General features: G+C 56.9%; 19 protein-coding genes and 4 pseudogenes. 5 read left to right on the top strand and 18 right to left on the bottom strand.

Annotated elements, in window-relative coordinates; genetic code table 11:
- Nucleotides 1–12: 12 nt before the first annotated feature.
- The 5 genes from NO978_RS15795 to NO978_RS15775 are packed head-to-tail and all read right to left on the bottom strand — an operon-like array spanning nucleotide 13 to nucleotide 4,628.
- The gene (locus NO978_RS15795; protein ID WP_257300550.1) at nucleotides 13–1,212 is read right to left on the bottom strand and encodes a hypothetical protein; all 1,200 of its coding nucleotides are present in this window, start codon (nucleotides 1,210–1,212) and stop codon (nucleotides 13–15) included.
- 3 nt (nucleotides 1,213–1,215) lie between these two features.
- Nucleotides 1,216–2,124 carry a hypothetical protein gene (locus NO978_RS15790; protein WP_257300549.1) on the bottom strand — a complete coding sequence of 303 codons (909 nt, stop codon included), beginning with the start codon at nucleotides 2,122–2,124 and terminating at the stop codon, nucleotides 1,216–1,218.
- Nucleotides 2,117–3,895 (bottom strand): hypothetical protein, encoded by a 1,779-nt coding sequence (locus tag NO978_RS15785; RefSeq protein WP_257300548.1) that lies wholly within the window; start codon nucleotides 3,893–3,895, stop codon nucleotides 2,117–2,119. The genes NO978_RS15790 and NO978_RS15785 overlap by 8 nt, the downstream gene beginning before the upstream one ends.
- Nucleotides 3,896–3,907: 12 nt before the next feature.
- Entirely contained in the window at nucleotides 3,908–4,366 is a 459-nt protein-coding gene (locus NO978_RS15780) for a pilin (protein ID WP_257300547.1), read from the bottom strand.
- Nucleotides 4,353–4,628 (bottom strand): hypothetical protein, encoded by a 276-nt coding sequence (locus NO978_RS15775; RefSeq protein WP_257300546.1) that lies wholly within the window; start codon nucleotides 4,626–4,628, stop codon nucleotides 4,353–4,355. Before NO978_RS15775 ends, NO978_RS15780 begins: the two co-directional genes overlap by 14 nt.
- Nucleotides 4,629–4,799: 171 nt before the next feature.
- On the opposite strand from NO978_RS15775, the pseudogene NO978_RS15770 reads away from it, so the two are divergent.
- Together NO978_RS15770 and NO978_RS15765 are read left to right on the top strand one after the other, a co-directional pair.
- Nucleotides 4,800–4,928, top strand: a pseudogene (locus NO978_RS15770) (PadR family transcriptional regulator); the annotation flags it as partial.
- Nucleotides 4,929–4,999: 71 nt separating this feature from the next.
- Nucleotides 5,000–5,887: a hypothetical protein gene (locus tag NO978_RS15765; RefSeq protein ID WP_257300545.1), complete on the top strand. Its 888-nt coding sequence runs from the start codon at nucleotides 5,000–5,002 to the stop codon at nucleotides 5,885–5,887.
- Nucleotides 5,888–6,038: 151 nt separating this feature from the next.
- On the opposite strand, the pseudogene NO978_RS15760 reads toward NO978_RS15765, so the two are convergent.
- The 4 genes and pseudogenes from NO978_RS15760 to NO978_RS15745 all read right to left on the bottom strand — a co-directional run.
- Nucleotides 6,039–6,257: pseudogene (locus NO978_RS15760) on the bottom strand (hypothetical protein); the annotation flags it as partial.
- Between the two features lie 343 nt (nucleotides 6,258–6,600).
- Nucleotides 6,601–6,864 (bottom strand): annotated as a pseudogene (locus NO978_RS15755) (MATE family efflux transporter); the annotation flags it as partial.
- Nucleotides 6,865–7,020: 156 nt separating this feature from the next.
- Nucleotides 7,021–8,505: an MATE family efflux transporter gene (locus NO978_RS15750; RefSeq protein ID WP_235168827.1), complete on the bottom strand. Its 1,485-nt coding sequence runs from the start codon at nucleotides 8,503–8,505 to the stop codon at nucleotides 7,021–7,023.
- Nucleotides 8,505–9,104 carry a TetR/AcrR family transcriptional regulator gene (locus NO978_RS15745; RefSeq protein WP_135536549.1) on the bottom strand — a complete coding sequence of 200 codons (600 nt, stop codon included), beginning with the start codon at nucleotides 9,102–9,104 and terminating at the stop codon, nucleotides 8,505–8,507. The genes NO978_RS15750 and NO978_RS15745 overlap by 1 nt, the downstream gene beginning before the upstream one ends.
- Nucleotides 9,105–9,275: 171 nt before the next feature.
- On the opposite strand from NO978_RS15745, the gene NO978_RS15740 reads away from it, so the two are divergent.
- Nucleotides 9,276–9,893 (top strand): TetR/AcrR family transcriptional regulator, encoded by a 618-nt coding sequence (locus tag NO978_RS15740; protein WP_257300544.1) that lies wholly within the window; start codon nucleotides 9,276–9,278, stop codon nucleotides 9,891–9,893.
- A gap of 339 nt (nucleotides 9,894–10,232) precedes the next feature.
- Here the strand turns inward: NO978_RS15740 and NO978_RS15735 are convergent, their stop codons facing one another.
- The 3 genes from NO978_RS15735 to NO978_RS15725 all read right to left on the bottom strand — a co-directional run bounded on the left by NO978_RS15735 (nucleotide 10,233) and on the right by NO978_RS15725 (nucleotide 12,713).
- Nucleotides 10,233–10,598, bottom strand: coding sequence for an amphi-Trp domain-containing protein (locus NO978_RS15735; protein ID WP_257300543.1), 366 nt, complete (start codon nucleotides 10,596–10,598; stop codon nucleotides 10,233–10,235).
- Nucleotides 10,599–10,805: 207 nt separating this feature from the next.
- Entirely contained in the window at nucleotides 10,806–11,993 is a 1,188-nt protein-coding gene (locus tag NO978_RS15730; protein WP_257300542.1) for an MFS transporter, read from the bottom strand.
- A 132-nt stretch (nucleotides 11,994–12,125) separates the two neighbouring features.
- Nucleotides 12,126–12,713 carry an NAD(P)/FAD-dependent oxidoreductase gene (locus NO978_RS15725; RefSeq protein WP_235167718.1) on the bottom strand — a complete coding sequence of 196 codons (588 nt, stop codon included), beginning with the start codon at nucleotides 12,711–12,713 and terminating at the stop codon, nucleotides 12,126–12,128.
- A 176-nt stretch (nucleotides 12,714–12,889) separates the two neighbouring features.
- On the opposite strand from NO978_RS15725, the gene NO978_RS15720 reads away from it, so the two are divergent.
- Entirely contained in the window at nucleotides 12,890–13,912 is a 1,023-nt protein-coding gene (locus NO978_RS15720) for an LLM class flavin-dependent oxidoreductase (protein WP_235167716.1), read from the top strand.
- A 134-nt stretch (nucleotides 13,913–14,046) separates the two neighbouring features.
- Here NO978_RS15720 and NO978_RS15715 read toward each other — a convergent pair whose 3' ends face one another.
- The 4 genes and pseudogenes from NO978_RS15715 to NO978_RS15700 all read right to left on the bottom strand — a co-directional run bounded on the left by NO978_RS15715 (nucleotide 14,047) and on the right by NO978_RS15700 (nucleotide 18,129).
- Nucleotides 14,047–14,958: a formate/nitrite transporter family protein gene (locus tag NO978_RS15715; RefSeq protein ID WP_006667280.1), complete on the bottom strand. Its 912-nt coding sequence runs from the start codon at nucleotides 14,956–14,958 to the stop codon at nucleotides 14,047–14,049.
- A 195-nt stretch (nucleotides 14,959–15,153) separates the two neighbouring features.
- Nucleotides 15,154–16,425 carry a translation elongation factor EF-1 subunit alpha gene (gene tuf / locus NO978_RS15710; RefSeq protein WP_235167714.1) on the bottom strand — a complete coding sequence of 424 codons (1,272 nt, stop codon included), beginning with the start codon at nucleotides 16,423–16,425 and terminating at the stop codon, nucleotides 15,154–15,156.
- Nucleotides 16,426–17,205: 780 nt separating this feature from the next.
- Nucleotides 17,206–17,327: pseudogene (locus tag NO978_RS15705) on the bottom strand (VOC family protein); the annotation flags it as partial.
- A gap of 49 nt (nucleotides 17,328–17,376) precedes the next feature.
- Entirely contained in the window at nucleotides 17,377–18,129 is a 753-nt protein-coding gene (locus NO978_RS15700) for a pirin family protein (protein ID WP_369684154.1), read from the bottom strand.
- A 165-nt stretch (nucleotides 18,130–18,294) separates the two neighbouring features.
- Between NO978_RS15700 and NO978_RS15695 the strand changes: the two genes are divergently transcribed.
- The gene (locus NO978_RS15695) at nucleotides 18,295–18,630 is read left to right on the top strand and encodes a helix-turn-helix domain-containing protein (protein ID WP_202613947.1); all 336 of its coding nucleotides are present in this window, start codon (nucleotides 18,295–18,297) and stop codon (nucleotides 18,628–18,630) included.
- A gap of 45 nt (nucleotides 18,631–18,675) precedes the next feature.
- On the opposite strand, the gene NO978_RS20020 is transcribed toward NO978_RS15695, so the two are convergent.
- Together NO978_RS20020 and NO978_RS15690 are read right to left on the bottom strand one after the other, a co-directional pair.
- Nucleotides 18,676–18,975, bottom strand: a complete 300-nt coding sequence (locus NO978_RS20020) for a HalOD1 output domain-containing protein (RefSeq protein ID WP_135536563.1) — start codon at nucleotides 18,973–18,975, stop codon at nucleotides 18,676–18,678.
- 152 nt (nucleotides 18,976–19,127) lie between these two features.
- The gene (locus tag NO978_RS15690; protein ID WP_257300540.1) at nucleotides 19,128–19,889 is read right to left on the bottom strand and encodes a VOC family protein; all 762 of its coding nucleotides are present in this window, start codon (nucleotides 19,887–19,889) and stop codon (nucleotides 19,128–19,130) included.
- Between the last annotated feature and the right edge of the window lie 126 nt (nucleotides 19,890–20,015).

Here is a 20,015-nt window from a genome sequence, read left to right as displayed (position 1 = left end):
GTGTCTGAAGCGTTAGTCGTCGGTCCACCGCATGACCTTCCGCTGGGTGCGTTTGAACGCGGCCTTGTCGAGTTTCGATGACCTGTTGGTGCCTGTGTTCGTGTCACCGGAAGTTCGGCCAGGGAGTGCGGGTGTCTCTGCGTCTTGCTTGACTGTGCGTCCGGAACGAGAGACCGCATTACCACCCCCCGATGGGTGGTCCGATCCATCTCCGTCACCGGTACCGTTTGCGGGTGTCGTGGGTGGGTTCGGGTTCCGTGTCAGGTCTCGATGGACCTGTACTGCTCCGCTGACACCGCGTTTTGCGGACTGTTTGGTGTTCGAGGCCGCAGTTGAGGCTGCACGTGCTGTTGGATTTGCCCCCTTCTGTGCAACGCGCTGAATCATCGGGCTACTCCAGTAGACCGTGAGAATACTCGCGATGCAGGCTCCTGGAATCAACATCACCGCCATGAGGATGTTGAACGTGAGCTTATCGGGATTGAGTGTGAACAGTTCCATCTCCCAACCGATTCGGAATAGAACCGCTGCGGGTAGTCCCGCAACGATGAGGCCGGGGTACACTGCCGCAGCTCGTTTAGCAATCTGAGAGACAGGGCTGAGGGGCCAGACATCGAACGCCCAGCACACACCGAGCAACGGCATCGTGAGCGTCAATACGATGATACCGAGCCATCGAATAGCATAGACGAGTGCCGCAGCGACCAGCAATACATTTTCGACGAGATAGAGGATTAAAATAAGAATCACGCCGCCGGTCAAGCCTTTCAGGGCGCCACCGAACGAGCTAGTCATGTCATCTACTGGCGCTATCACCATTCCGATGTCGTTGACAAAGTGTAGTGGAATGGACACCAGTGGGAACCAGACGAAGACGCCCATGAACACTAAGCCTGCACGCCGGAGCAGCTTTTTCCGACGGTAGGGGCTAATCGAACCGCTCCTGACACCGATGTAGGCAACACCGATGAATAGAATCCCCAGTGAGAGTGGGAGGATGTACTGAAGGTACACGTCCGAGTAGAGTGGTCCCCAAAGGTCGTCTTCCGGTCGTCCGATGACCATATACCGCGACCCTTCTGGATGGGGAACACCGACGATTTTCTGAATTAGAAATCCAATGAGAGACTCTATCAGGTCTTGGAGTTGGCTAATTCCCTCCCTGATGAAGGACATGATCCCGCTGACGACCTGGTCGGCAAACCATCCCATCGTCTATTCCCCTTCTCCTTCTTCAGTTGTCCCCTCCTCTCTTGGAACAAGAGAGAGATCACAGGTACCATTGTTATCTGTGCCGTATCTGACGGCCTGCGAGTAGGTCGGGGCCGAATCACTCATTTGGAGACGGGCTGTTATCGTGAACGTGACCGTCTCGTATTCTTCGCAGTCAAGTCTGATTCCACCGGAACTGCCCTTTCTAAATATCCTTCTGGATGTCAGGGAAGCGGTACCGCCTTGCGGAACCATCACATGTCTGCCAACATCAATACCGTCTCTGACCACACCCAGATCGTATGGGGTATCGACGGTCTCCAGTGTCTCGACTAGCCCTGGACCAGTCCCAGTGTTCTCTAGTACGATCTGAGCGAGGTGCGATGGTGGTTCTCCGGGATTGTCCCAGGGGACAGAGTCATACTTCGCCCAGCGAACGTCGGCAATCGACACATCGGGGCGAAGGTCTATCTCCGCCTCTTCGACGGACTCGCCGCCAGCGATTGCGACCAGCCGATACGTCCCCGGGCTGTATCCTCCCCTGGTGTACTCCCAGTCATCGGAGAAGCGGAGTGAAACTTGCCTCACTCCTGTACTCACACCGCTCCGGCTCTGGAGTTCGCCATCGGGCTTGATGAGGTTCACACGGTCGATCGAACTCCCCTCTGCAAGCTCGACTTCGATGTGGGTCGTTCCAACCCGGATGTCGGCGAAGACACTACTTTCCTCCGGTGTCGTCAGCTGTGTATTCGGCTCAGTTTGGGACGAGTTCCTCGACTCCGAAGTCGAGGTGGCTGTCGACGAAGAATCGGATGAACAGCCAGCCAGCATGACTGACCCGGCAGCTATCGAACTCAGCAGTGCTCGGCGGGCGATACGACTCGTTTCTGTGGAGTCTGCGTTCTCACTCATGACTTTCTGTTTCGCGAATACCGAGAAGTGCACCGTCAGAGGCGTAATCAACCCCGAACAGGAGGACTGCGACCGGGATGAACCACAGCAGCGTCACTATGGCGAGGTTGAGGATATCCGTCATCGACGGCAAATCGAGCGGCATCTGTTTGATTTCGCGCGATGGGGTGTGTGGTCGGTCCGTACTCCACCACGGGAGCGGGTCATACGTGACTTCGACCAGACTGGGCGGGTTCTGTATGGTGACAAACGCGATCCCGTCATCGTTCGTCCGCACCGTCCTCGACCCGACGTGGACGCGTCCGTGCTGGACCGGTGTTCCATCGGTCTCTCCCACCCAGATTCGTAGCGTTGTCCCGGCTGCTTCCGGCGCAACAATGTCCACCGTAACCATGGTCTCCTGGACGGTCTTCACCGAGCTCGACGACACTGTCCGGGATTGCGAGCGAACAACACCGTACACAGTCGCCTGTTGGAACGTCCCGGTGTCGTACTCAGTCGACGTCACGACGAGACGATTTGTCTCCGAATACGGCGCACCACTATCCACGTGGAAGTTCGGCGGGATGGTGGGCGCAGCGGCTTCTGTCGCCTCTCTGTGCTGGACTCTGAGTGGCTTCCAGGACCAGTCTGCACTGCCGTGGAGGATGCTAGTCCCACTCGGGCGGGGGAAGGCATGGACCTGAAGCGGTCGAACCGAGGACTCGTGGGTTTCGTTCCAGATTGCGGCGCTGGTCGTCAGGTTATGCCAGTTCTCGTTTCCTGCCGTGTAGTAGAGGTAGCCACTCCGAACGCCGACGCCGTCTGCATCGTCGACGATGATTCGCCCCCAGGTCGAATTCGGCTGGAGTATTGCACCGTCACGTTCCGACCCATCCCTGAACGCAACACGTTCGATGGTTGCGGTGGAGAGATCGTTCACCTGTGCCGTGCGATTGGCGGTGACGTTCACGCTGTCCGTATGCTCGTTGATGGTAACGTTCCACTCCTCGTTGCACTCGCGGGTGCTTCCGTTGAAGTTGTTGCACGAGCGAATGACCTCCTCGACCTCCACGACGATTTCGGCGCGCACAGTCAGCGTCCGATTTCCACTCAGGTCCGTGTACTCCAGAGTCGTCGTATGCCCGGAGCTGGTGTCCTGAGTTTTGTTCTGTGCAGCGAGCGCGACCGTCTGAATGCGGGCCTCGCTGATGTCCCATGAGCGACGAATCGGTCCGATTGGGTCACCATCTGGGGTTTGCACACGGAAGTCAGCTGTCGTGAGGACCTCGCCGTCGGGCGCGATGTAGTGGGTTGTGCCGTTCGATTGGTGAACTATCGTCGAGGGCTGAACTGCGTACACTGCGAGGTACGCATCGCGAATGAACTCGCTATTCCGGAGGCGGACGCCGTCCGGATGGATCGACCGAGAGTGATTCCCGGGATTGAAATCGCGGAGGTCACCACTGTTCCAGGCTTCAACCGCCGCTGGCGGCCGGTCAAAGGGAACGTCGGTCGTCATCGCGAGCCGGCGGAAGAACTCCGGTCGTGAGGTGTTCCAGGAGTCGAACGCGCCGCTGGAGAGATCGGGTTGGTCGGTGTCTCCCGACCAGAGCCGTTGGAACGTGCTGTTGTTGATCCCGTACGCTGGGCCATCGTCGGGGACTGTCGTGTTGTTCGGCGCTGGCTCGACCGTCCGTGAGACAGTGTCAGCACTCCCGATTCCACTACCCACGAGTGCAACGAGGGCGAGGGCGAACACGCCGAGAGTCACCGAACGGAGGGCAGACATGAAATATAATCGTTAGAAAGGCTTCACACAATCGGAGAAACCGAAGCCCATCTGGGAACCGATTTTGTCGACTAGTTCGGGTGACAGGAGCGCCAGAACGACGATGGCGAATCCAACTCCGGACATGACGAGACGTTCTTTCGCCTGATTCTTCTTCTCCGGATTTCCACCAGCGCGCATGTACGAGAGTCCGCCTTTGCTCATGTAGTAGCCAGTCGCAGGCAGTCCGAGACCCGCGACAGCGCCGAAGACTAGGTCGATGCCGGTCTCGACACCGGTGTCACAGTAGACAGTCCCGACATCGTCCGGGGCTGCGAGGACGGGGGCAACGCCAACGATGAGGAATCCCAGACCGACAGCGAGTGAGACGGCCTCAGTTGGGAGTCGGTGTGCGATGCGGTGTTTGAAGTCGTCCCTGTCAGTAGTCGAATCGTCCCGGTCGTGGACGTCCGTCGTGTCAGTTGTCATCATCTATTTTCTTGTTAGTATCGAGGAGTGCTTCGAGGTCGTCCATGTCTGTGGTCTGTTCGAGTAGATCGTCGAGGTCGGCTCCCGCGTCGAGAGCCTGACCGACGAGGGAGACCAGCTGCCGACGGTCGATACCCCGGTAGGCCATTTGGTCCGCGAGTTCTTCCCGGAAAAGCCCCGAAGCGTTGACGCCGCTCGCCCATTCCAAGAAGACCGCGTCTGCGGGCCTGAGCGAAACGGTCGTGTTGACAGTGTTCCGTGTCATCTTCTGTAGTGGTGATATGCAACAACCATTTCTGCCACGTGCGTTCGATGACTGCTTGCTGCGGGCACTTATATTCACAGTATCAATTGATAACTTGTACCACTCTATCTTCGAAATAGAATTTGTAAAGAGCAAGGAGAATACCCGCGCTTTCAGGCGCGAGATGAATCCCTGGAGAAAGGTAAAAGCGACAAACGGACGAACGTGTACACGGTCACACAACGCGGAGTGCGGGAGATCGAGGCGCGACGTGAGTGGGAAAGACAGTATTTAGAGGACGTGAACGCATCCACTACCTAGTAGAACCAGGCGAGTAGAACTCAATATAAAAGCGGGAATGCTTTACCCACTTCCCCCGAATACGCATTAAGATGGCTCGGGTCGTCTTCTATCATCACCCACAGGCCGAGAATTTCTCACTCAAATATAGCTCGGTATCGGTAGAAGAGATTCTGTCTCAACGAGAGCAGTCCGACGAGTCGACAAAGCTCATCGGATACCCCTTCGAAACACCGGTCTATGTGCTCTACGAAGGCGAGTCGGAGATCGAATCTGCCCAAGACATCGACTTTGATCAGGAATGGCTGAGCGACCGTATTCGTGATCTCCCCCGTTCTGGGCAAGTTGTCGCATTCCGGTTGGTAGAGCTGCTTGAGGCTGCGGTCGATGTTCGAGATGAGGATGAGTTTCGGCTCTACAAGGAGTTCGAACCACAAAAGATCCAGCAAGCGCTCGATCACGTATCCTGGGGAGCACCACTTCCGAACGTCGCTGGAGAGGTGATGTCGAATTTGATTCTCCGACATTCTCTGCCGAATGCGAATCATCGGACTGGCATCGCGATGCTTCAGTTCTGTATTGAGAGTGTAGACCCGGCTTTTGAGATGCCACGAACGCACGTTGACGACGATACCTGGCGGGAGTGGGTCGATCCCTACATCGTCGATTCCAAGCGGCTCATCACGGTCCGCCGGAACAACCTCCGTTTCAAGCAACTCGAAGACCTGGACGTCGACCTCGTCGAACGGAAAGACGGAATCCAAATCCGATTAGCAGAGTTCGAGCTGGATATGCACTGGAGAGAAGCCCTCTCAGAGTACGCTGAGAAGCATGAATCCCACTGTACGGACTTCGCGCAGGCAGTTCTCGAACGAGCAGATGGGGACGACCTGCTCGACCGTCAAGGACCAACGAAACAAGAGTTCATCACGTATCTGGAAGACGGACTCGTCGAACGGGACTTCAGAGAGATGTTCTGATCAGTCGCGAAGCTCAGCGACCGAGTGACCGACCTCGCGAACGTGTTCACTTCGCTCAAGGTCGAGTTCTTCGGCGAGATAGTCAACCGTCTCTTCGAGGCTCATATCGGAAAGAAGCCGGCCGAGCGGTATAAACCTAGTGTTGAATGCTTCAGCACAGGCTGATTGTTGTCAATCCAGCTTCTACCAAATCGACATCTTCGAGAACTTCAGTAGCGACATCAACCAACTCGCCAGCTTCAATATGCGAATACTGTTCCCGACCATCTCCTCTGAATTGTCGAGATATCGGGCAGCCACAGTGTACCCAAATGCCCTGACGAGGACCTCTTCCATTCCCCCGCCGACAGCCGTGTGGTGAGAGGTAGTCGGCTCTGTTGAAACCCTTCTACACTGACATCCAGAGAGGCGTTCTTCTGACCGTTCACAAGCAAAGCGGCCGGAACTCGCGTCTATATGCAATCGCAAGACGGTAAGAGGGTTTCAACAAGGCCAGGTAGTCGTGTTTCGGATAGTCGATGTCGATCTCGGCAGCCTCTGAGAGTCGCTGGGGAATCGACCGTGCACTGTCCGTCGTGATCGACGGCGGCCGAATGTCCTCATCGGAGGCTCACTCACGAGACGCACCCCTGCGGTCATCCGCGTCGCTGAGAACGCGATTGAATTATGCGTCGATCTTCGACTGATGTACTGTCTCTAGATGGTTACGTCCCTCAATCTCCGTCTGCTGGGGCCTCAGTGGTGACCTTGTTGAGGTCAACTCTAGAGTCCGTGAGAGTCGTCTCACGCCACGTCCCGCGTCGATACCATGCGAAGGCGATGATTGCCCCCGCGACGTTCGAGATGGCGAACGACAGCCAGATGCCGGGTTCTCCGAGCGGTCCGGCAGCGACCCACGCAATCGGGAAGCGGATGACACCGAGCATCAGCACGGAGATGGCTGCGGCTGTGAGCGTCTTTCCAGCACCCCGGAAGCTGCACTGTTACCATCAGCTGTCCGTACCACCTGTCGGGGGATTCGTACAATACTTCCCGGACGAACGGTAGATTGGCCTCGTCCGCGTCACTGAGCACCTGCTCAAGGTGGCACTCGATCTGTGCGGAGTGGACAGATGCCGAGTCAGCCATTGGTATCAGTCATCACCTGCTGTTGCTTCAACACTTGTTTCGTCGATGTCGACTTTTGATTCGGTCAGGTCGCTCCTGCGCCACGTGCCGCGCTGGTACCACGCGTAGGCGATGATTGCTCCGGCGATGTTCGAGACCGCGAACGACAGCCAGACACCCGTTTCTCCGAGCGGGCCTGCGGTGATCCACGCGACCGGGAAGCGAATGACACCGAGCGTCAGCACGGAGATCGCCGCCGCAGTGAGCGTTTTCCCAGCCCCCCGGAAACTGCCTGTGTACGCCCGCATAATGCCCATAAACCCGAACGTCAGTGCGACGTACCGAATGAACTCCGCTCCGATCTCAATTACCTGGCCGGCGTTCGCCTGGTCTGCACCGACGAACACCGAGACGATGGGTTCAGGGAACAGGAAGGCAGCGATTCCCGCGACCGTGAGGAGCCCGAAGAGAACTTTCGCCGCCAGCCCCGCCGCCTGCGCGGCTCGGTCCGGTTTGTCGGCCCCGATGTTCTGGCCGGTCATCGTTTCGACACCGCGGGCGACGGCGAGGGCGGGGAGGAAGGCAACTGAGAAGACACGCGTGCCGATGCCGTACGCGGCGACGACTGTGTCCGGAAACATCGCAACGATGACCAGCAGGAGGTTCATCGACAACGCTCGGCCAGTCCCTTCGATGGACGCGGGGAGGCCGATGCGAACGAGCCGGCGGAGATACGAGAGGTCCGGGACCATATCTCGGAGGTGGATCTGGACGCCTCGGTTACCGCGGAACATGATCGCCAGGCCGACGACCAGTGCGAGCGCACGCGAGAACACGGTGGCGATGGCCGCGCCCTGAATACCGAGTTCCGGGAACGCGATAGTCCCGACGAGCGGCGCGTTCTCGACGACTGTCCACCCGAAGATCAGGAACGGGTCGATGATGATATTGAGTACGACCGACCCAAACATGACGAGCATCGGGGTGATAGTGTCGCCATATCCGCGCATGAGTGCGACGAAGACGGCAAACCCGAACATGAACACGAGCCCGAGCGAAATGACTTCCATGTAACTCGTCGCCAGCGGCAACACGTCTTGCGACGCGCCCATCAGGCCAAGGAACGTGTCGACACCGAAGTACCCGATACTGCCGAGGAGGATCGAGGCGATGACGGCGAATGTTACGGTTTGGGAGGCGGCGTACTCGGCTTCGCGTTCCTCGTTCGCGCCGGTAAACTGTGCGACGAGGACGCTACCTGCGACTGAAATCCCCATTCCGAGCGAGATGAGCAAGAACACCATCGGGAACGCGAAGCTGATCGCAGCGAGCGCGTCCGTACTGTACTGGCCGAGCCAGAACGTGTCGGCGAGGTTGTACGCGGTCTGGAAGAGGTTCGTGACGACGATCGGCATAGACAGGAAGAACAGTGGCTTCCCGATGCCGCCCGACGTGAGGTCGAACTCTTCGGGGCCTTTGAAGAGTGAACTGAGACGGCGTAACAGCGCCATTACTGTGCGACCTCCGCTTGCTCGTCGGCGAGCAGCTGTCGTTCGATGTATCTGGTCATCGTGTCGTAGAGTTGGTCAGAGGAGTGGTTGATGGCGACGTGGCGAGTGTGTGCGCCGGTGATCGTCGTTGCGAGGTATTCTGCATCGTGGACTGGATTGATGTTATCGTCGAATTCGCCGGTGTCCACGCCAGCTGCGAGTATTTCTCGTAACTGTTCGATCAGGAACTCGTCGAAGTCGGTGAGGCGTTCCTGGAGAGTCGAATTGTACGGGGCTTGTGCTGTCAGTTCGAGCATCGCGGTTCGGAATGCTCTCAGCGACGAGTCGGCGTCGGTCGTGAGTAAAACCTGGAGGAGCGCTTCAAGCTGTTCACGCGGCGTGTCACCGTCGCGTGAGTTCACGCGGTCGGTGAACCGCTCGTACAGTTCGTCGAGGAAGGCAACGAACAACTGGTCTTTGGAATCGTAGTGATAGTGGATCGATCCCTTGCTCGTGTCTGCTTCAGTAGCGATATCCTGGAGTGTGAGGTTTGCGTAGCCGTGCTCACAGAGGGCACGATACGTCGCATCCAGGATTTCGGTGGCTGGGTCGTCCGCCATTTGGTCGATAACATACTTACTAACTAGTTAGTCAAAAGGGTTTGGAAGGATGATCCGGACGAGTGAACACCGGATTTCCGGCCTGCATTCAGTATACAGCCGATATTCAGAACCTCTGGGACTAATGAGGCGGTCAAAACAGTTATCTGACGCAGGACTAATATTGGACCAATGGCTGAACCGCCGGAACGGACTTCTTCGGATTCTAACGAGGAGATCATGCGTGCGACCTATCGCGTACTTCAAGAACACGGTTACGCTGACCTCACAATCAAGCGGATCGCTGACGAGTACGGCAAATCGACCGCTGCTGTTCATTACCACTACGACACGAAAGACGATCTGCTCGTCGCATTCCTCGACTATATCCTCGAACGGTTCGTCAATACGATCCACGAGGTCGAAACGACCGATCCCGAGCAGCGACTGAATCTCTTACTCGATAAATTACTCGTCGCTCCAGAGGACCATCACGACCTGTTGATCGCCGTCCTAGAGATGCGGAGTCAAGCACCGTACAAGGAAGCATTCGGAAAGCGATTCCAACAGAACGACGAATACGTCCGGTACATGCTCAAGACTGTGATGGACCACGGCATCCAGGAAGATGTATTCCACGACGTCGACACCGAACATACAGCACGCGCACTCATGACTATCGTTGACGGCGCTCGTGCTCGGGCAGTCGTACTTGACGAAACGGATACGCTTGCAACGGCCAGACAAACCGCAGACGAATATGTGAACGCCGTCCTCAAACCCGAGATAGACGAGAACAAACAGAACTAGTACAGATTGTCGCACCGGTCACAGGGCCCAACGAACGCTTCTCTCCCCGAACTCCAACGAGGTCAGGACAACACGGAGATATCGAATCCCGCCCGGAAGAATGACCACTGTCAGCATTTTCCTGATATGCGCTCTGGTATACCTCCGTAAGTTGCTCGGCAACGGTCAATGTCGCTTGTTGAATGTACGGTTCACTCATTTGTGATGACTATCAATCTTATTGGACGTGATAACGTTGCATCCTGTACTGACCGTTGAGGATTCCAATCCAATCTCCGTCAGAGGGTTTTGACAAAGCCAGATTACCACGTTTGGCTACAACGGAGACCGGCGTACGAATTATTCGTCTGCCGGTATTGCTTCGCCGTCTTCCAGTTGCCATTCGAGTTCGACTTCGAACTCTGCCTCGTCGTCGGTAGTTTCGTACTCGACTTCCAGTTCGAATCGCTCCGGTACCGCCACCGTGAAACCGTTCTCTCCTTCGATGTCGATCGTCCCGTTCTCGACACCAGCAGCGACTTCTCGCAGAATCTCTGCGCCGTCTGCACGATTCATCATCCGCTCACCTTCACGTTCCGTCTCGTCGTCTGCCGATTCTGCTTCGGACTCGGATTCTTGTTCGTCGTCTGCCATACTGGGCTTACGATGGCTGCCAATAAAATATATCGGGCCACATTCCTGACCGGGTTGATCGACGGTACGCATCACGTCCGTCAAGACGAGACCGAGGAGAGCCGTTACGAGACTGAACGCGAGTTCTGCTACTAACTCTGATTACCGAGACCCCATCGCCGACTCTCGGTAAAGTCAGAGCCAGAACACATCTTATAGACATCAACGAAGCAGCGCATATAGCGACTTCCACAGCGGAAGCTGTGCCGCTCCGTCGGTTCAGTGCGTCGTTCGGTTCGGTCAGTTGCCGCCGCCACCCGGTACCGGGCCTCGTTCGTGAAACGTGATCTTCCAGACGGCTCTGGATGTAACAGTGGCGATTGCGATCTCCAGACCGCCGGCAGCGACAAACGCCGGTAGATACCCGTATAGGTCCGTGACGGTCCCACCGATGATAAACCCGCTCAGCATCCCGAGGCTTCCGAACACGTTGAAGCCACCCATCGCAGCGCCCCGTTCTGTCGCCGGCACTATGTCGGTGACGAGGGCCATCGTCGTCGGAGAGACCAACGCGCCGCAGATACCGACAAGAACCATCAGTCCCGCCGCAATCCCGTACGTAGGAGCGAGGACGACAGCGATGATTGTGACCCCGTACAGCACCGATCCGACGACAACGGGGACGAAGCGACCAATCCGATCAGAAAGCGAGCCGACCGGATACTGCAACACCGCGAACGGTACGAAGAACAACGCCAGTGTGAGCCCCGCCTGTGCGGCGTCAACGCCGAACGCTTCTCTGAAGTAAGCGACACCGGTCAGCGCGAAGAACCCCGCAGTTAACCGGTCAATGTAGCCGAACGCGAACGGGACGAGTAACGCCGGGCGTGTTCGCACGCGGTCAACGACCGTACCCACGGGAAGCCCGCCACCGGAACCCCGGTCGGGAACCGTCGCAGCGAGGACAGCTGCACCAGCGAGGAGCGCTGCACCGCCGTACAGGGGCGCGAGCGGGTCGACGCTCGTCAGTTGCCCGCCGACGACCGAGCCGAGCGCCGCACCGAGTCCGATAGCCGTCCCGGCCGCGCCCATATTTCGGCCGTGACCGCCCGAGAGATCCATCAGCATCGTGATCGACAGCGAGAACGCACCGATCGTGAACGCACCGCCAATGACGCGCACTAGTAGTACGACGCCGAACCCGAACCCGAGGGTGGGTGCGGACGCGACTACCAGATAACTTGCTGCCCCGCCCACAGCGCCAAGTACGATAAGTGGGGACCGTGTGCCGAGTGAATCACTCACGATACCCCACAAGACAGCACAGACGACGAACGCGGCGAACTCGGCGATCAGGAACCACGTCCCCGCGAGAATGCTCTCACTGCCTCCAAGCACCGAGACGATCTCGTCGAGTCCCGGATAGAGAAAGACCTGTGAAACGAGGACACTCCACACGACGAGCGCAAGTCTGGATCGGTCACTCATAGGGATGAATTCCTCGCAGCGGCTGCGGTCCGATTGTTGGTATCGCTCTCGCGGGTTCGGCTACACCGGTACGGGGAGCCACCCTCAGACGGGAAGTAGCGAATGAGACGAGCGAACACCGAAGGGCCCTGATTACTCGGTGTCGACTAACGACCCGAACAGTTCTTCGGCGTCCGCTGGCACGTCGAAGTCGTGGAAGTGCTCGCCTTTCTCTTTTGTGAGAATGTTGAGCGCGGCTGCTGCGCCGTCACCTGCCGAGATGACCGCCTGCCACTCTTCGGCTCGGACCATTGCGCCGGTCGCGTACGCGTCTTCGACTGACGTTTCCATCGTTACGTCCACGTCAACGACGTCCGCATCGGTGAACGAGCAGCCTAAGTTATCCGCGAGGTCGCGGTTCGCCCCCGTCGCTAACACGACATAGTTCGCAGTGTACTCATCATCGCTTGTGGTGACGCGGAACCCATCGTCGGTTGTCGAAACAGACGTGACCTCGGTGTCTTGGTGTCGGGTGACGCCGAAATCATCGACCTGTTCGCGGAGCGTAGCCATATAGTTCGTTCCGTCGATCGACCCGATGCCAGGGTAATTGAACAGGTGGGCCTTATGCATCCACGTCTCGTCGGTGTCGAAAGCAGTCGTTTCGAGACCGTTCTTCGCCGTGAATAGCGCGGTACTGAGACCAGCCGGACCACCACCGATAACAAGTACGTCTGCCATAGTAGCTAATTATTCAGTCAGTGCGAAAAACCTTCTCAATCCCATCGACACACGACCGTAAGCAGGGTCGTTTCGGGAGTTTATCTCTGAGCGTGTCCCATCGACGGTCTGGCAATTGGTGCGAAAAAGAGACGGACTAACCAAACCGTTAACTCTCGCAGTCTCCGAATCTGGGTATGGATCTCTCTGCCGTCGACCTGTCCCCCGTTCCCGTCGATGGGACTGCAAGTGATGCGTACGCGAACACCATTGAGGCCGCCCAACAGGCGGAACAGCTCGGGTACTCCCGGTTCTGGGTGGCCGAACACCACGGCATGGCGGACTCCATCGCCGGGACGACGCCCGAGGTGCTGCTTGGACACCTTGCCGCGGAAACAGACTCGATTCGGCTGGGGTCGGGAGCGGTGCTGCTCAACCACTACAGCCCGTTCAAGGTCGCCGAACAGTTTAGCGTGCTGGACGCGCTTGCTCCAGGCCGTATCGATGCGGGCCTTGGTCGGGCGAACGGGTCGCCAGCGGCCGACCGCGCACTCGGAACGGACCGGCGCGTACAGAACCCCGATAAGGACCACTCAGAGAAGATCGAAGCCGTCGTCAACCATCTTTACGACGACTATCCCGACGACCATCCGTACAGTGACCTGCAGATCCCACGTTCCGAGGCGGGAACTCCGGATCCATGGGTGCTCGGGTCCAGTCCGTCGAGCGCGGCGATAGCTGCCAAACTCGGACTCCCGTTCTGCTTCGCAGCGTTCATCCGACCACAGCTCGCCACTCAATCATTCGAGGCGTACCGCCAACAGTTCCAGCCGTCTGCACTGGCGGGCGGCGTCGACGAACCAGCGGGGATGATTGCGGTGAATGCGGTCTGTGCCGAGACTGACGACGAGGCAGCACGGCTCCGGGCCGTGGCCGAGGCGTCGTATAAACGTATGCAACGCGGTGTCGTCGGAACGCGGCCCTCCATCGATGAAGCCATCGACGAACTCGGTCGCGTTCCCGAACCGACCCCCGCAACACTCGATACTGGTGAATGGCCACGAGCGATTTCCGGCAGTCCGGAGACACTCGCGTCGCTTTTCGAACAACTTGCAGACCGTGTCGGCGTCGATGAAATGATGATTCAGCACATCCATGCAACCCACGACGACGCACTCCGGTCGCACGAACTGATAGCCGAGGGCATCGGACTCACGTAGAACTGAGATATCTCTCAGGACAAAGGTAGAGGTATTATGATTTCCAGATCAATCCACCGTAAAGTTCACACCTTTACCGGACCATTCGAGAGCACGGAAATTTGGGGCGGGTATTCGACGCCGAGACGAAGCGGTCAGTCTTCTTTCTCAAAGTATTGATAAGCCGGTTCAAGGGAATCAGACCGCTGCTTGGTGCCACCGTGCCAACCGAACAACAGTTCGCGCATATTTAGTTCTCGGATGGTAGGGAAGCGGCGCTGCTCGGTCTGTGCGTAGTTCACTAAGGTAAATAGTAACACGCCGCCGATCGTGTTTCCGAGAAGAATCGGAAGCCAGAATTCGGACACGACAGTACCCGATGCTGATCCAGTGACGAACAGAAAGAAGAGCACTTCACACGCTGCAGTAATGACGTGATAGAGTTCGGCAGCCGCGATCAGATAGAAGATGAAATAGATAATAATGAAACGAGAGATCGTATCGCGCGCCGCATGGTTGAGCCAGACGACGCCAGCGACTAGCCACCCCGCGAAAATCGACCGATTAAAGACCGCCCACCAGTCCTTCTCAAGTCCTTCACTGGTAAATGCGAGACCAGCCTGAACTGCGTCAGGCGAGAGCACCTGTCCGTTTGCAAGGACGTATGCCCCGAGCGCGGCACCGACCACGTTGCCGAGTAGCACGATACTCCAGACGCGGAGCAACATCGGGAAACTGGCGATACGAGAAAGGACCAGCGCGACAGGCGGCAGCGTGTTCTCAGTGTACAGTTGATAGCCGCCTATAATTATGTAGATGAAGCCGACCGGGTACAGAATCGCACTCAGAAGGGAGTTCTCAGGGAATGCTGCCACACCGACTGCATGGCCGAGGAACGTCAGGACGATGGCAAATCCGGCCGTCAATCCGCTGAAAAATAGCTGTTGTTTGCGGGTGTCGATCTCTTCTTCAGCACTTGCGAGCACGCGAACGAAGATTTCCTCCGTTGAGAAGCGGTCGCCGATCGCCCACCCAACTGCAGGTGCTCCCGATGGGGCGTGATCCATTGATTCACGGAACTCGGACTCCGAATCTTCCTGTTCAGGGTCACTCACAATTACTCACTCTCTTTGGTTAGAAGGACTACTGAGAGCATAAAAGAGAGTCAAGGACGACGGTATCAAGACTGTTGTGTGGGAAACAGCACGGCACTCGGGCCGATAAGGCCATCACAAACAATGATGGCGTTCGTCACCGATGATTTAGTCTCGCTCGATGACTCCAAGAACCTTGCCGGCTGCGATTGTCTGGCCCATATCGCGGATAGCGAAGCTGCCTAACTCGGAGATTTCGCTCGATGGTTCGATGCTGAGGGGCTTCTGTGGTCGGATCGTGACGACTGCAGCATCGCCGGATTTGATAAAGTCAGGTTCCTCTTCGGCAACTTCGCCGGAGGAGGGATCGATCTTCTGGTCGATGGATTCGATGGTGCCGGCGACCTGCGCCGTGTGTGCGTGGAGAACCGGCGTGTATCCGGCAGTAATCACGCTTGGGTGCTGCATAACGACGATCTGTGCCTGGAAGGTCTCGGCGACCGTTGGCGGGTCGTCAGCGGGACCGACGACGTCGCCTCGGCGGATGTCGTCCTTGCCGATACCGCGAACGTTGAACCCGACGTTGTCACCGGGATCGGCCTTCGGAACTTCTTCGTGGTGCATCTCGATGGTCTTCACTTCGCCACTGACATCCGATGGCTGGAACGAGACATTGTCGCCGATGTTGAGGACGCCCGTCTCGACGCGGCCGACCGGGACCGTACCGATGCCGTCGATTGTGTAGACATCCTGGATCGGCAGTCGAAGGGGCGCATCCGACGGCGGTTCCGGTTCAGGTAAGTCGTTCAGCGCCTCCAGCAGCGTCTCACCGCCGTACCAGTTCGTGTTTTCGGAGGTATCGGCAACGTTGTCACCCTCGAAGGCGGATACGGGGATGAACGAGGCATCGTCGGTGTCGAACTGAACTTGCTGTAGCAACTGGGTTACCTCCTCGACGACCTCCTTGTACGTCGCTTCCTCGTAGTCGACGAGGTCCATCTTGTTGACAGCGACAATAAGTTCGTCAATTCCCAGGGTACGGGCCAAGAAGACGTGTTCCTGGGTCTGGGGCGCGACGCCATCGTCAGCAGCGACGACGAGAACAGCGTGATCAGCCTGGGACGCGCCCGTGATCATATTCTTGACAAAGTCTCGGTGTCCCGGTGTATCGACGATAGTAAAGTCGTACGCCTCCGTCGAGAATTCCTGGTGGGCGATGTCTATCGTGACACCTCGCTCACGCTCCTCGGCAAGATTATCCATGACGTAGGCGAACTCGAAGCCGCCCTTGCCTTTTTCCTCAGCTTCCTCGCGGTGTTGTTCGATGACGTGCTCGGGAACGCTCCCCGTCTCATAGAGAAGTCTCCCCACGAGTGTGCTCTTGCCGTGGTCAACGTGGCCGATGATAGCCAGGTTCTGGTGGGGTATGTCAGTACTCACTGTACCGCTAACTACGCTTTTAGAAGTTAAAAGCTACCACGTTAGAAGTGAAGTAGTAACTACCGGGTGTGGAAGTGACTGCGAAGGTTTACCACTGGATGTATTTCGTATCATCGACTGTATTTCTCGGAGGAGAGAACTCGGCTAGATAAGGAATAGTGTTGTCGCTGCGTGTTTTATACCGCAGTGGCTCTGTTGACATCCTCTTGGTTCGACACCTTTCCCGGTGGAACAACCGTTCAGTAGATATGCGTATTGATCAAGAACTTCCTGGACGGTCCTCTGGGTCCAGACAACCTCCACGACCATAGACACCACGCTCGCTTTCTGCACTTCCAAGGATGAAGTCGGTACAGTAAGGCCAGAGTGACACGACGAAGATTTCCTCTTCGTGACGAATATATATGCCCGAGGGGGAGTTCTCTTCCCGTTCGTACCATGGCAATGGAGTGAGAGCAGTCGCGGTAGTATCAAACTCGGATTGATTCAACCGTAGATCTGCAGTTCCGTTCGCAGTTGCCCGGTCAAGTGCGGTTTGGATTGGTTCTACAGAACGGATCCGCTCATCGTTTGCTGGCGTAACTGTTGCCTCGGAAGGCTTCTGTGTTTCAAGGATTTCTAACAGCCCACCATTCGTACCAGGTTCGGCGATACAACCAGATAACGACAGGAGAGCACAACCAGAGAAGGCAGCGAGGACTGAGCGTCGCTTCATAAAATGACTAAGAAACCATCCTAAATGTGTATTTCGGGTGAACGTTTGCGAAGTGAACGTCCTGTATTGAAGTTCACCGTCTGTTTCACGAGGCGTAGTCCGAGGACTTCCGTGTAGAAGTCGAGATTTCGCTGGGCATCCCGACGATGCCCGTGATATGATGGGTCCCGGGCGTGTCTGTTACCATTGATTGTTGTTTTGCGTTTGTGTTGCGTGGTGTCACCGATGGCAGCTATTTACCGGCCGATGGTCCCCTGGTACGTAAGCGGTGCGTCGGGGTTGATGAGGAAGGCAACGAGCAACGTTTCTTCTTGGGCGGTGACTGTCAGTTCCTCCGCGCCGACGAGTAACCCCTGTTCTGTCCGGCCGAAGGTCGTCTCGTTGGCCTCGACTGCGCCTTCGAACACGTAGAAGTACGTATCCCATCCCGTTATCGAGGGCAGTTCGACACTCGTTCCCACGTCGAGGTGGACGTCATAGAAGTTGACGTCGTTGCGCACGTAGAACGGTGCGTCGGACTCTTCCGGACCGAAGAGGTGTCGCCACTCATTGGTGACCGGATCCGGAACTGGTCTCTGCTGGATGTTCGGTTCGAGATCAGTCGTGTGCGGTCGAACAAATATCTGGAGAAGCCGCAGTTGCGGGTCATCCGCGAGCGTCTGCTCCTCGTGCCAGAACTCCCGCCCGGCGTTCATCACCATCAGGTGTTCAGAGTCCATGACTAACTCGTTGCCTGCCCGGTCTCGGTGACGCATCACGCCGGTCGGGACGTACGAGACAATTTCGTCGTTTTGGTGCGGGTGCATACCAACGAACGTGTCCGGATCCAAGATTGCCTCGTCAACGCGAGCGAGCGGTCCGTAGCCGTGGTCGTCGTGGTCCGGGAGGAGTCGACCAGGATAGTTGGTATGCATTCTGAACATCCCCTGATTCTGCCCGAGATCTGTGCGAGGTGCCTTGTAGAGCGCGGTATCATTGCTTACTTGCATGTCTTCATCCTATAATACGACTTTGGAAGTTGAAAGCTACCAAGTTAGAAGTACGGTAGGAAATACCAAATATGGAAGTGTTGGAGCATACTCGCACTGTTTGGGTATGGGAATGTAGACTCGGTTTCTCACAACATACATTACTACTGAAATCGTAGTAATGCTATGAGCAAATCTGACCGGGCGGAAACGCAACATAACCATAGGATGAGTACGGTTTTTTCCTTGCTTGGGAAGGCTCATACGCTGGCGATCCTCAAGGAATTCGTCTTGGACGACGATGAACCGATTCGGTTTGGCGAACTCGAAGATGAGCTCGATATCTCCCCGAATACGCTGTCTCGGCGGCTTGGTGAACTCGTCGAAGCTGGATTCTTGGAACGCACACAATACGACGAGATCCCTCCCCGCGTGGAATACGAGATGACACAGATGTTAAACGACCTCGAACCGATGTTCCGAGAACTGGATGAGTGGATGGATCGCTACTGCTCAGACTAAAGTGAGTATCTTGAGTCCGAGGGTGTGTCGCCCGCTGTATCCGGTTTAGGTTCGTTCGGAAACACGAACCGTATCCGGGGTCACGCTCACCTGGCAGCCGTTATAGTGAAATACAACTGTACTCTCGGGTAAGATGTTCCCATCGAACAGGCCATCAAGGTGTTCTGGATCAATGGCCTCGTATAGCAGTTCAAGGTTCGTTCCGGACGTGTTTGTAACGGAGGCGACAGCCCGGACGACAGCCTGGCTGTGTGATTCATCCGCCCGGATTTCGTAGACGTAAGCATCATTATGTGGCGGTCCGGAGATGTCGTTCCCGTTCTCGTCGGGGGGATGGTCAGTCATTGCGTATTGGAGGTGTTTGTTCTGTCTTTCACCGGGAATCCATTACTACGGGACAGAAAGTGAAAAGCTACCACGTTAGAAGTGCGGTAGGAACTACCAGATATGGAAGTGTTGAGGTGTACTCACACAGCTTGGGTAGTGGTGTGAGGGTTTCACCCTCGGAGTCGAACTTCGATCTCATCTGGCCCAGTAACAGCTATTCCTTCATCCCTCGCAGTGACCGTATACTGACTGTCGGAGATTCGCTCTCGGATCACGTTGAGTACCTCTGTGCCTGGAAGGACGACCTCGAACCAGGACAGTCCTCTGCCGCCGACTGGCTTTGATCGGTGATTCCACGTGTTCGCTCCGATGTGGTGGTGATATCCACCCGCCGAGACGAAGGATGCGGCGGGCACGGTCGTCTGCACCTCGAATCCGAGCGTATCCACGTAGAAGTCCCTGAACGCGTCGAGCGAAGAGACCTCGAGGTGGACGTGCCCGACGTCCGTTCCCGACGGGGCCTGACTACCACCTGTGGCAGCAGCTTCGATACTGGCGAGGTCGAGCGGCTCGGTGCTGATCCGAACACGACCGTCGTCGGCGATTGGCCAGTCCTCGCGGGGGTAGTCGCGGTAGATCTCAATACCGTTCCCTTCCGGGTCAGTGAGATACAGCGCCTCGCTGACCCAGTGATCGGAGGCACCACCGAGTTGCCACTGGTCCCGTATCCGAGCCAGTGCGTCACCGAGAGCCGCACGCGAAGGTACTCTGAACGCGTTGTGATACAGCCCGGCCGCTGATCGGTGACGCTGGAGGGTATCTTCAGTTCCCTCCAGAACGAGGAGTGGTGTGTCGTCAACCCCGAGAACCGAGGTCGTATCGGCTGTACGGAGCACACTGAGGCCAACGACGTCCCGGTAGAACCCGGTCATCCATCCGTCTTTAGTTAAGCGAGAAAACGCGTGATAGCGGCGGCTTATCGAGGCATCTTTCGGAAGGAATGAGGAAGTCCAGTCTGTGCACGACAAGGACTCCTCATCTCGGATTATGCGTCGGCT

Origin of the sequence: Haloarchaeobius sp. FL176, from assembly GCF_024609245.1 — an archaeon.
GTDB lineage: Archaea > Halobacteriota > Halobacteria > Halobacteriales > Natrialbaceae > Haloarchaeobius.
Note: the sequence above shows the minus strand (reverse complement) of the source record. Positions and strands in the feature narration are given on the sequence as shown.